The organism is Gilliamella sp. B2772, assembly GCF_026536985.1.
Taxonomy (GTDB): domain Bacteria; phylum Pseudomonadota; class Gammaproteobacteria; order Enterobacterales; family Orbaceae; genus Gilliamella; species Gilliamella apicola_E.
In genome coordinates this window covers 859,296-872,561 of record NZ_JAFNNB010000001.1, presented here as the reverse complement: position 1 = coordinate 872,561, position 13,266 = coordinate 859,296, and the positions used below count along the sequence as shown (strand labels likewise).

Below are 13,266 nucleotides of genomic sequence, written 5' to 3'. Positions count from 1 at the left end.
ATTGTGTGCTAATTTAAGAAATATTCATCAATGTTTTTATATATCTAAATATCGCTGATTGCCTCAAAAAAGAAGAGTTATTTAACTTTTCTTATTGATGAATTGATGTTTTTAAACTTTATTTTTTTGTATCATAATTTTTGATTAATTCTTTTTATAGACTAAATCATGTAATCGTTTTAACATATAACAGCACAAAAGCATAAATATTATAATTTTGGTAAAGAAAATGATGAATGTCAGGAAGTTATCAGTTATTGTAGTAGTCTTTATTCTTGTTGGTTATGTTGAGGCAGATTCGCAAGTAACCAATCAAAATCAAAAAGTTAGTGACAAACAGCTAATTTATCAACAGGAACGGCAAAAAGCAGCGGAAGAAGCGCTATCCCCCAAAACGCCTGATGTTAATTTATTATCCCCATTAAAGAAAATTAATAATATTGATTTTCCAGAAGAAAAATTATGTTTCCCGATTGCTCATGTTAAGTTATTAGAAAAAGAAACTTTACCTTTTTATGTTCCATTAAGTCCTTTAACAAAGCAAGCCGAAGGGCGTTGTTTAGGTACTCAAGGTCTGAATTTATTGATGACCGAATTGCAAAACCAACTTATTAATTATGGCTTTATTACTACTCGTGTGGTTGCTCCACAACAAGATTTATCACAGGGTACTTTCACTCTATTAATCTTAAAGGGGGCAGTAAAAAGTATACACTATTCAAAAGATAGTGATACCTATGCAAATTTGTATACCAGTATTCCTTTAAGAAGTGGTGAATTACTTAATTTACGATCACTTGAACAAGGTTTAGAGAATTTACAAAGAATTCCTACTGTAGATGCTAAAATCGAGTTAATCCCTGGTGCTAAAGAAGGGGAAACCGAAATTGTTATAAAACGCAATCAATCAAAGTTTTGGCGGGTAGGAATGTCTGTAGATAACTCAGGCACTAAAGATACGGGACGTTATTTAGGTGGATTAACTTTCTATCTAGATAATCCTCTTGGATTTAGCGACTCATTTTATGTTTCTGGTGACCATGATCTTGAAAATAAAGACAAATATGGCAACCGGGATTATTATTTTTCATATTCAATCCCCTATGGATATTGGATGTTTGATGCTTTAATTTATGGCAATACTTATCACCAAAATATCCCCGGTATTGTAGATTATCAATATAAAGGTCGAAGTAAAAATTATAATTTTAAAGTTAGCCGGGTATTGCACCGTAGTTCAACACAAAAAACAACATTAAGTTATGGTATTAATTTAAGACAATCTCACAACTTTATGAATGACCTTGAACTTGAAAATCAGCGCCGGAAAACAACTAATTGGAAATTAGGGTTACAACATCGTCATTATATTAACGATATGACTTTAGATGTTGATGTCTGGTATCAAAAAGGAGTTCGTTGGTTCGGTGCAGAAAAAGCTCGAGAAGAAGAAATAAATATAGCTAGTGCGTTGACTAATATTTTCAAGTTTGATATTTCATTTTATGCTCCATTTAATCTAGGTAATCAGAATTTTGCTTATAGTGTTGATTATAATGGTCAAATGACACGAGGTAATAAATTAACACCGCCTGATCGATTTTCGATCGGAAGTCGTTGGACTGTTAGAGGATTTGATGGCGAGCAAATGTTGACGGCTGATAATGGCTGGTATCTGCGTAATGATTTGATTTGGCAAATGCCTATAAGGCAACAATTATATTTTGGCTTAGATGCTGGGCAAGTAAGTGGGCGAAATTCAGAACGGTTGAGCGGTAAACGGCTTGTTGGTTCAGCACTTGGTATACGGGGGCAACAATTTAATGTCTATTATGATGTATTTGCTGGAGTGCCATTGCACAAACCGAATAATTTTAAAACAAATCATTTAACAGTTGCCTTTTATTTAAATTGGACTTACTAGTATTTCAGTTTCTTTATTTGTAATAAATTTTTACCAAAAAAAACTCTATAATAAAAAATTGTTGATAAACTAAGGATTAGTTAGAAAACAAATAAAAATTATGTATATAAATAATGAAAAAATCTTTTATCTTATGTTATATTGAGTATTATTATAATATAAGCAATAGCTTTATAAGCTTTTGTTAAGAGATACACCACAATTTATCAAGAATTAATTGAGTTTTTAATTATCATTTTGTAGTAAAAAGTTTTTGTGATTTTTAATATTTATTAATGTCAGTAACGTAATACAACTTAGTAATATGGTTTTATGGTATGAGTAATATTAAAAAGGAGACTTTTTATTGATCACATTTAATTTGTCTTCAATAAATGGCTATTAATTTTTAATTTGCCTGTTTGGATGCTACATATCCTTTCCCCTTTTTAAATAAAGTAAGTACATTTGATGCTTTGGTTTTTCTTTGAATATCTTATAGATAATTTAAATAACTCTTTCATAACAATAAATTGGATTTAATGGTAGCTAGGAAAATGGATTATATTTTATAGTTAAAGTTAAGTTTGTAGTAAAAGTAGTTCTCTAAAAATATAGTTTTATTTATTGGTTATAAAAGATAAATAAATCATATTGTTATAAGTTGTAAATAACTAATTATTTGCAATTTATTTTGTGGTAGATATTAATCGTTGTAAATAAATCGTTTTTATTGGAAATAATAACTTTTTGTTTAGACATTTGAATAACAAAATAAGATGAAAGGCGAAATACTATGAATAAAAATTTTTATCGGATTATTTTTAATCAAGCTCGTGGATTATTTATTGTGGTGTCTGAAATTGTTAAATCACATCAAGCTATTTCAGGTAAGAGTCAAAGAAAAAAAGATACGAATACTCAAGCGGATATTATAGGTAAGAAAAAAGCAGTTTTAAAACCTATAGTTTTCTTATCTTATGTTGTTTTAGGTATGGTAAGTGTTGTTAGTAATAGTTATGCAGGTGGTGTCGTTGTAGATCCTAGTGCAGGAAAAAATCAAAGACCTAATGTTCAAGAATTAAATAATGGTACGACACAAGTTGATATCGTATCTCCAACTAAAGGCGGTATATCACATAACAAATTTACACAATTTGATGTATCAAAAGATGGTTTGATTCTTAATAACTCACTCACCGATACAAATACCGAGTTAGCAGGAAATATTAATGGGAATAAAGGATTAAAAAATAATGCAAGAGTCATTTTAAATGAAGTAAATTCTAATAATCCAAGTCAACTACTTGGCTCTATTGAAGTAGCGGGTCAAAAAGCTCAAGTGGTTATTGCTAATGCTGCGGGTATTACTTGTAATGGTTGCGGTTTTATTAATGCTGATCGTACAACATTAACTACAGGTAAGCCGATCATGGAAGATGGCGAATTAAAAGGTTACGATGTCCGACAAGGTAAAATTGAAATCCAAGGTGATGGTTTACGTAGTGGCGGTCAAAATTATACTGATTTAATTTCTCGTTCAGTTTCAATTAATGCAAAGTTATGGGCAGATAATGAAGTCAATATTGTAACAGGCAAAAATAAAGTCAGTGCTGATTTAAGTAAGGTTGAAAGACAAGGTGCGGATTCTAATTCAGATAAACCTGAATTTGCGCTTGATGTTTCCGCATTAGGTGGAATGTATGCCGGTAAAATTACTATGGTAGGTACAGAAAATGGTGTAGGTGTACGTAATCAAGGTAAAATATATACCAACGCTGGTTCTATCAATATTACTACTGATGGTAAAGTTGTTAATGAAAATATAATAGATGCTGTTGGTGATGTAAGTTTGAGAAGTAAAGGTAATGCTATCGAAAATAATGGAAAAATAAAAAGTTTAAATAAGAATATATCATTAGCTAGTTATCACGAAATCAAAAATAATGGCACATTACAGGCAAGAGAAAATGTTAATTTTTCATCAGGGAGTTGGACTGGTAATAATGGTGTAATTACTGCAGGTAAAACGGTAACAGCTCAAGGTAATGAATTTAATAATGGTTTTGGGGCAACAATTGACGCTCAAGATGTTGATGTTACAAGTTATGTAACTAAAAATACTGGTGATATGAAAGTAAAAAATAGAATTGATATTAAGTCTGAACTTACCCAAAATCAAGGTAATATGTCAGCTGATAATGAAGTTCATATTGCTAGTAAAGAAATTATAAACGATTACGGTGGTTCTATTTCAGCCAAACACATACTTTTACAAGGTGATAAATTATTTAACAGAAGTAAAGCTCATGCTTCAGAAGACCTTACTGTTCACGTGTTAGATGTTACCAATTCAGGAGAACTTTCGAGCGACAAGCAAGTATCAGTAGTAAGTAATATTTTTGAAACCAATAATTCAGCTGGTCTTGTTAAGGGTGAGAATGTTCAATTTAAAGCTGATAAACTGGTTAATAAAGGCGTGATATACTCAAATAATAATTTGAATATTTTGACTCATGAATTTGGAAACCAAAAAGATATAATTGCCGGCAATCAATTAAACATAAAATCTGAATCATTAATAAATGATTGGTACGGAAATATAGTTGCAAACAATGCTGATATTAATGCAATTAAATTAATTAATTATGGAAAAATTGAGCCAATTGAAAATCTGGAATTAGAAGTCGATTACCTTGAAAATATTGGAAAATTACAGGCAAAACAAGACTTAAAAGGCTATGTATTAACACTACACAATAGAGATGGAGCTACTATAGAAGGTAGAAATGTTAATTTAGAAGGTGATACTTTAGATAATAAAGGTCAAATTCGTGCAGAAAATGTATTGGACCTTGCGTTTAAAAAAATTGATAACTACGCCAAAATTTTTGCAAAAAATCAAGTTAACTTGAATACGGAATATTTAAATAATGATCATGGTTCATCAATTGAATCCGACCATATTGTTAAAATTCAAGCACATGATTTCCAAAATCGTTCACAAATAAAATCAGCTGATCTTATTGAAATTAAAGCCAAGAAAGAGTTTAACAATAGACGTTATACTACAGAAGATGGCACTAAAGTGATTGGTACACTCAATAGTGGTGATATCAAAATTAATACTGAAAGTGGTGTCAATACTGGTGAAATAATAGCGTCTAAAAAAGCTATCATTTTTGGAGATAGTTTCAAAAATGATTGGTATGGAGTAATTAAAGGTGGTGATATTACGATAAGTGGTAATAAATTCGATAATTATGGTAGTGCACGAGCAGAACATAATTTCTATATTAATTCAACTGATGTTATGAATGCTTCAAATTTGTTATCTAGAGAATACCTTACAATTAACTCTACCAATTTTACAAACAACTCAACAGGTATTTTAAAATCCGATAAGCAAATTGATTTGAGAGGTGATAATATCCTAAATAATGGTTTGATAGATACTATCAAGGCTGTTATTAATGCAAAAAACTTCAAAAATGATTGGCTTGGCGTAATTAAGGGTGCTGATATTTCCATAGCAGGTGATAAATTTGAAAATTATGGTAATGCAAATGCTCTTCATAATTTCGATATTAGTTCAACCGATGTTGAGAATCATAACAAATTATATTCAGCTAACTATCTAAGATTTGATTCAAACAATGTCAAAAATTACAGATCAGGTGAATTAAGCTCAAATTGGCAAATTGATATAAAGGGAAATCAAATACACAATGAAGGATCAATTTTAGCTAATCACGCTATTAATATTAATGGTAAAAACATCAAAAATGATGGCAAATTGAAATCAAACATACATATTAGATTATCAGGTGATAAATTTGAAAATTCAAGTCAGGGTAGTATGATTACAGAAACAATACATGGCAATATGGTTGAATTTATCAATAAAGGCTATATGCAAGGCGATTTTGTTGATAACAATCAAAATACAATAATTGAAAATTAATCATTTTAATTGAATTTCAAAAACATTACTTAAATAAAATAAGATCCTAGTTTATTTATCCTGTTTTAAGGCAAAATAATCTAGGATCTTTTTTATGTGTTTTATGCAACCTTACTTTTACTTAATTAGTATTGATGGTTGAAAATTAAATAAACTAGAAGCCATATTATCAATTTCACTCAAAAGAAAATCAGCCTGATAGATTACTAATGTTTTAAATAATTTAATAAATTTTAACCAAAATATTAATATTAGTGTTTAATTAAAACGATAACTGATTTAGGCTAATAGGTAAACTTGAATTATTTAGGTTATATGATGATAAAACAAATTAAAATACAGGTTAGTGGAAGAGTTCAAGGTGTTGGATTTCGATTTTTTACTTATCAGGAAGCAAAAAAACTTAATTTATCAGGTTACGTCAAAAATTTAGATAATGGTGATGTTGAAATTATCGCACTTGGCGAAAGTAAACAGATAGATTCACTAGTCAATTGGCTTAATTCTGGAGGACCAACTTCAGCAAAAATTTCAAATATTAAAATTATTCAAATGGTACCCCAAAATGATTTAACTTCTTTTAATGTTAGATATTAATTTACTAAAAAATAAAGTAAAATAAGGCAATTTTTGGGTGATTTGTAATAAAGGTCTACTTTTATTAGTGATTAACTTTATTTACATAATTAACGTAAACTATGAATAAAAAAAATTTAATCTGTATCCTACTCCTTATTCTGATAATTGGTATTTATTCTGTTTACCAAACAGAAGATAGTGTTTCGGTCGCACCATCAAACGCAAATTCGCCTGATACACCCATTTATCAAAGTGATGAGATGATAACCAATGTCTATGATTTATCAGGCACTATGGTATATAAAATTGCTTCAAGCAAAGTAAAACATTTTGATAGCAATGAAAATACAGATTTTGATTTACCTAATGTCACGCTTTACGATCAGGAACATGCCGCGACTTGGCATATTCAAGCAAAACGTGCAACATTGACTAATGATAAATTAATCTACCTTTATCAAGATGTACAATTAACAAATTTATCACCTGATTCACAATTACAGCAAGTATTGACAGATAACGCAGTGGTCGATTTAAAAACACAACTTGTCACATCAAATGATCCTGTAAAAATAAAAGGGATTGGCTTTTTATCGACGGGGACAGGGTTAGTTGGCGATTTAAGAGAAAAGACGGCAAATATACTTGAGAATATAAAAACCTATTATAATACTGAGGCACAATAAAAAATGAGATTGAGAAAACAAGCAATTTATCCATTATTTTTTATGTTATATGTATCATTTGCTTGTTTTGCAAATGAGCCTAATTTTGAAGCGTCTTCCCCTCAAAAAGATCAAAAGATGGTTGTTAATGATAAACCTATTACAATTGATGCAGATAACCAACAAATCGATATTGAAAAAAATATTATTACCTTTAGTGGTAATGTACAGATTGTTCAGGAAGGTCTTACCATTTGGGCTGATAAGGTTGTTATAACCGATATGCAAGACTCTACCAAACAAAAAATTACTGGATATGGTAACCCTGTAAGATATAAGCAAATTATGCCTAAAAATAATAAAGTTGTAACAGGTCATTCATCACAAGTTATTTATGATGTGAAAGAAAGTAATATTGTACTACAAGGTGATGCGGAGCTTATTCAGCAAGATAACCGTATAAAAAGTCCGATCATTACTTATGATGTCAAAAAACAACGAATACTTGCGCAGCCGGGTAATTCAGGACGGGTGAAATCTACTATCATCCCAAGTCAAGTTAAAGAGATGAATAAATAAAATGTCAATTTTAAAAGCTGAAAACCTCGCAAAAGTTTATAAAAAACGACGTGTTGTTGAAGATGTAAGTCTCACAGTCAATTCTGGTGAAATTGTTGGTTTACTTGGTCCTAACGGTGCGGGTAAAACTACTACTTTTTATATGGTAGTTGGCATTGTGACTTTAAATGCAGGAAGAATCTATCTTGATGATCATGATATCAGTATTTTACCATTACATGAGCGTGCTCAAAAAGGTATTGGTTATCTACCTCAAGAAGCCTCAATATTTAGAAAATTATCTGTTATAGACAATATTATGGCTATCTTAGAAACACGCCAAGATATTGACAAAAATGAAAAATTAAATCGAGCAGAAGAGTTACTTGAAGAATTTCATATCACACATATTCGAGACAATATAGGCCAATCTTTATCAGGCGGTGAAAGACGAAGAGTTGAAATTGCTCGAGCTTTAGCTGCTAATCCAAAATTTATTTTACTTGATGAACCATTCGCTGGGGTTGATCCGATTTCTGTTATTGATATCAAAAATATCATCAAACATCTGCGAGATCGTGGGTTAGGGGTACTAATTACGGATCATAATGTCCGTGAAACGCTTGATGTTTGTGAACGTGCCTATATAGTAAATAAGGGACATTTAATTGCTGAAGGTACGCCAGATAGCATATTAAATAATGAATATGTAAAACGTGTTTACTTAGGACATGAATTCAGATTATAGATTATGATGAAACAAGGGTTACAACTGAAGGTATCGCAACAGTTGTCAATGACGCCACAATTGCAACTGGCGATTCGAATGTTGCAATTGTCTACATTAGAATTACGACAAGAAATTCAAACCGCACTTGAAAACAATCCACTATTAGAGGTTGCTGATCAATACGATGAGATCAATGTTGAAGAGCATGAGCCTAGCGAAAATATTGATACTCGTGAAGCACTCGATAGTCAAGAAATCCCAGAGGATATTCCTTTAGATGCAACTTTAGATGATATCTATACTGCAGGCACACCATCAGGAACCTATTCAGATTATCGTAATGATGAGTTACCTATCTATCAAGGTGAAACACACGAAACCTTGCATGATTATTTAAATTGGCAATTAGATTTAACGCCTTTTAGTGAGGTAGATCGTGCAATTGCGCTATCCATTATTGAAGCAATAGACGAAAGAGGTTACCTGACTGTTTCAACTGAAGAAATTTTAGAGGAACAAGGTAATAATGAAATTGAGCTCGACGAGGTTGAAGCAGTATTAAAGCGAATTTGGCATTTTGATCCCATCGGGGTTGGAGCAAGAACATTACAAGAATGTTTATCTATTCAAATCCAACATGTAACACCACCGGCGTTAGTAAAAGAGATCATCAATGACTATTTAGATTTATTAGCAAGTCATGATTACCGGACACTGAAAAAACGATTAAATGCTTCTGATGAGCAACTAAAAGAAGCTATTAACTTTATTCAACATTTACAGCCTTATCCGGGGGATTCTGTTAATACCACGCCACCTGATTATGTTATTCCGGACGTTGTAGTGAAAAAAATTGATGGTAAATGGATAGCAGAATTAAATAATGATACTGTTCCAACGCTACGTATTAATCAACACTATGCTGCGATGGAAAAAGTCAGCAATGAACATGACAGCCAATATATTCGCTCACATTTACAAGACGCTAATTGGTTTATAAAAAGTGTCGAGAATCGTAACGAGACGTTATTAAAAGTTAGTCAATTTATTGTTGAGCATCAACAAGACTTTTTTGAAAATGGCGCTGAATATATGAAGCCAATGATTTTATCTGATGTTGCTGAAGCTATAGATATGCATGAATCGACTATTTCACGAGTGACAACGCAAAAATATTTACAATGCCCAACCGGTATTTTTGAGTTAAAATTCTTTTTCTCAAGTCATGTTAACACTCAATCCGGTGGGGAAGCCTCTTCCACAGCAATTCGGGCATTAATTAAAAAATATATTTCAGATGAAGATTCTAAAAAACCTCTGAGTGATAGTAAATTAGTCTCACTCCTTGAAAATCAAGGTATCATAATTGCTCGCCGTACAGTGGCCAAATATCGTGAAGCGTTATCAATACCTCCATCAAGCCATCGAAAACAACTTTAACTTAATTCTTAATATGTAGTCATCACACCTTAAGTGATAACTTAACTGATAAGCAATAAACCATTTATCTAATTGAATTGATTAATATAAAACTCAGTGATTACAAGTATAGCTTCGGTTAGTTATTTATATGAAGTGTAGTTGAAAGTTTATTTAAGAAGTAGTGAGATATCATCGCTTAAATAACAATAAGCGATGATATTTTCATAAAGATTTTAAGCTAAAAATGTTGGAATCTTATGTTCAAAGGCACTGATTGCATCTTCATGTTGAAGTGTTAAACCGATATTATCTAGTCCATTTAACAAACAATGGCGTTTAAAAGCATCAATTTTAAAAGGATATTGTTTATCTCCAGCAATGACAACTTCGTTAACCAAATCAATAGTAAACTCAATTCCTTCATTGGCTTCTACAATCTTGAAAAGCTCATCAACATCTTCTTCAGATAGATTCACTAACAATAGTTGATTATTGAACGAGTTGTTATAAAAAATATCGGCAAAACTCGATCCTATAATAGTTTTAAAACCATAATCTGTTAATGCCCATGGAGCGTGTTCACGAGAAGATCCACAGCCAAAGTTTTCACGAGCTAATAAAATACTCGCACCCTTATAACGAGGTTTATTTAACACAAATTCAGGGTTTGGTTGTTTACCGGCATCATCTAAAAATCGCCATTCATGAAATGCATGTTGTCCAAATCCTGTACGAGTAACTTTCTGTAAGAATTGTTTAGGAATAATGGCATCAGTATCCACATTTGCAGCATCTAAAGGAACGACTAATCCAGTATGTTTTGTAAATTTCGCCATGACAAGTCTCCTTAAAATGGTTTGCGAATATCAGTAAAATGACCAGTAATGGCAGCAGCAGCAGCCATTGCAGGGCTAACTAAATGTGTTCTGGCATCACGTCCTTGTCGTCCTTCGAAATTACGATTACTGGTTGATGCACAGCGATCGCCAGGAGCTAACTTATCATCATTCATCGCTAAACACATTGAACATCCTGGTAAACGCCATTCAAAACCTGCATCGATGAAAATTTGGTCTAATCCTTCAGCTTCCGCTTGTTCACGTACAGGCCCAGAACCTGGAACAACCAAAGCTTGAACGCCATCAGCTACTTTGCGTCCTTTGGCGACTTCTGCCGCAGCACGAAGATCTTCGATACGAGAATTCGTGCAAGAGCCGATAAACACTTTATTGATCTTAATATCAGACATATTAGTACCAGCAGTTAAACCCATATAAGCTAACGCACGTTCAGCAGACTGTTTTTCAATCGGATCAGAAAAATCTTGTGGATTTGGAACTTGCTTATCAATAGCAGTGACTTGACCAGGGTTAGTTCCCCAAGTTACTTGTGGAGCAATATCTTTAGCTTCCAAAGTTACAATCGTATCGAAATGTGCACCTTCATCTGTTTTTAAGGTTTTCCAATAAGCGACTGCTTGCTCAAAATCTGCCCCTTTAGGCGAAAATTGTCGACCTTTCAAATATTCAAATGTGATTTCATCCGGTGCAACTAGTCCCGCTTTGGCTCCCATTTCAATCGCCATGTTACATAATGTCATTCGACCTTCCATTGACAAAGATGTAATTGCTTCCCCGCAAAATTCAACTACATGGCCAGTACCTCCAGCGCTCGTTGTTTTGCCAATGATGGCTAAAATAATATCTTTAGCAGTTATGCCACTGGCTACTTTGCCTTTTACTTCAATTTTCATGGTTTTAGCCCGACCTTGTTTTAAGGTTTGGGTAGCTAAAACATGTTCAACTTCTGATGTCCCAATACCAAAAGCTAATGCCCCAAAAGCACCATGCGTTGCAGTATGTGAGTCACCACACACAATGGTCATACCAGGCAATGTCATGCCTTGTTCAGGTCCAACAACATGAACGATACCTCGTAATGGACTTTGTAAACCATATAAAGATACGCCAAATTCTTCAGCATTCTTAGCTAATTCAGTTAATTGGATTCTAGCCATCTCGCTACAAGCACTTAACTCATTGCTTTTCGTTGAAGTATTGTGATCCATCGTAGCAAATGTTTTATGAGGTTGGCGGACTTTACGATTCATCGCTCGTAAGCCATCAAAGGCTTGAGGAGAGGTTACTTCATGAACCAAATGGCGATCGATATACAAAATAGGGGTCTCATTCGGTGCTTCATAGACAACATGTGCATCATATAATTTTTGATACAATGTTTTTGGTTTTGTAGACATTGCTTATATTCCTTTAATATTCTTTAAAAGGGTTAATATGATAGCTTAACCCTTAGTCTAAAAATTAAATTAAACGACAAATGGTATCACCCATTTCATCGGTTGAAACATAACTACCACCACGAGCAAGATCGATAGTGCGGGTCCCTTGTTCTAAAGCTTTATTAACTGCATTTTCAATAGCTTTGGCGATATCATCACGTTTTAAACTATAACGCACTAATAATGCTAAAGATAAAATTTGTGCCGCTGGATTAGCAATATTTTTACCAGCAATATCTGGTGCACTACCGCCAGCTGGTTCATATAATCCGAATCCATCTTCATTCAAGCTAGCAGACGGTAGCATTCCCATTGAACCGGTAATCATAGCGCACTCATCAGATAGAATATCACCAAATAAATTAGAACATAATAATACATCAAATTGAGAAGGATCTTTAACAAGTTGCATGGTTGCATTATCGATATACATATGTTCAAGTGCGACATCTGGATATTGTTTAGCGACTTCGTTTACAACTTCACGCCACAATATTGATGTTTGTAATACATTAGCTTTATCAACAGAAGTGACTTTTTTACGACGAATTTTTGCAGCTTCAAATGCCATTTTAGCTATACGCTCAATTTCAAAGCGGTGATAAACTTCAGTATCAAAAGCACGTTCTTGAGGGCCAGAACCTTCACGACCTTTAGGTAAACCAAAATAGATACCACCAGTTAGCTCACGCATACATAAAATATCAAAACCACGCTTAGCAATATCTTCACGTAAAGGACATAATTCTTCTAAACCTTGATATAAACTAGCAGGGCGCATATTCGCAAATAATTTAAAATGTTTTCGTAATGGTAATAAAGCTCCGCGTTCAGGTTGTTGATCTGGCGGTAAGTTTGTCCATTTTGGACCACCAACTGAGCCAAACAAAATAGCGTCGGCTTTTTCACAACCTTCTAGTGTTTCTTTAGGTAATGGACAACCATGAATATCAATTGCTGCACCACCGACATCATATTCACTAGTCGTAATTGCAAGGTTATATTTTTGACGAATGACTTCAAGCACTTTATAAGCCTGTTTCATCACTTCTGGACCAATACCGTCACCAGGTAATACTGCAATATGGTAATTTTGAGACATATCTATTCCTTATAATTAATTTAAGCATTTCGTCAATAAATAAC

Annotated in this window: 10 protein-coding genes; 7 read left to right on the top strand and 3 right to left on the bottom strand. The window is 32.8% G+C overall.

The features are described from left to right. The first annotated feature begins 229 nt into the window (after positions 1-229). From J3T98_RS04135 to J3T98_RS04105, 7 genes are all read left to right on the top strand, one after another. Positions 230-1,924 carry a ShlB/FhaC/HecB family hemolysin secretion/activation protein gene (locus J3T98_RS04135; protein ID WP_267362203.1) on the top strand — a complete coding sequence of 565 codons (1,695 nt, stop codon included), beginning with the start codon at positions 230-232 and terminating at the stop codon, positions 1,922-1,924. Between the two features lie 775 nt (positions 1,925-2,699). Continuing rightward, entirely contained in the window at positions 2,700-5,867 is a 3,168-nt protein-coding gene (locus J3T98_RS04130) for a filamentous hemagglutinin N-terminal domain-containing protein (RefSeq protein WP_267357526.1), read from the top strand. 318 nt (positions 5,868-6,185) lie between these two features. After that, a complete protein-coding gene (gene yccX, locus J3T98_RS04125; protein WP_267357528.1) occupies positions 6,186-6,464 on the top strand; it encodes an acylphosphatase in 279 nt (92 codons plus the stop codon). A gap of 101 nt (positions 6,465-6,565) precedes the next feature. Beyond that, entirely contained in the window at positions 6,566-7,132 is a 567-nt protein-coding gene (lptC, locus tag J3T98_RS04120; RefSeq protein ID WP_065562282.1) for an LPS export ABC transporter periplasmic protein LptC, read from the top strand. A gap of 3 nt (positions 7,133-7,135) precedes the next feature. Continuing rightward, positions 7,136-7,690, top strand: coding sequence for a lipopolysaccharide transport periplasmic protein LptA (gene lptA, locus J3T98_RS04115; protein WP_267330076.1), 555 nt, complete (start codon positions 7,136-7,138; stop codon positions 7,688-7,690). Position 7,691: 1 nt separating this feature from the next. Next, entirely contained in the window at positions 7,692-8,417 is a 726-nt protein-coding gene (gene lptB / locus J3T98_RS04110; RefSeq protein ID WP_065562280.1) for an LPS export ABC transporter ATP-binding protein, read from the top strand. A 6-nt stretch (positions 8,418-8,423) separates the two neighbouring features. Further along, positions 8,424-9,839, top strand: a complete 1,416-nt coding sequence (locus tag J3T98_RS04105; protein WP_416380524.1) for an RNA polymerase factor sigma-54 — start codon at positions 8,424-8,426, stop codon at positions 9,837-9,839. A 215-nt stretch (positions 9,840-10,054) separates the two neighbouring features. Here the strand turns inward: J3T98_RS04105 and leuD are convergent, their stop codons facing one another. The 3 genes from leuD to leuB form a co-directional block, all read right to left on the bottom strand. Beyond that, the gene (gene leuD, locus J3T98_RS04100; protein WP_267362201.1) at positions 10,055-10,657 is read right to left on the bottom strand and encodes a 3-isopropylmalate dehydratase small subunit; all 603 of its coding nucleotides are present in this window, start codon (positions 10,655-10,657) and stop codon (positions 10,055-10,057) included. A gap of 11 nt (positions 10,658-10,668) precedes the next feature. Then, the gene (gene leuC, locus J3T98_RS04095; RefSeq protein WP_267362200.1) at positions 10,669-12,078 is read right to left on the bottom strand and encodes a 3-isopropylmalate dehydratase large subunit; all 1,410 of its coding nucleotides are present in this window, start codon (positions 12,076-12,078) and stop codon (positions 10,669-10,671) included. A gap of 64 nt (positions 12,079-12,142) precedes the next feature. Continuing rightward, a complete protein-coding gene (gene leuB, locus J3T98_RS04090) occupies positions 12,143-13,222 on the bottom strand; it encodes a 3-isopropylmalate dehydrogenase (protein WP_065734234.1) in 1,080 nt (359 codons plus the stop codon). Positions 13,223-13,266 lie beyond the last annotated feature (44 nt).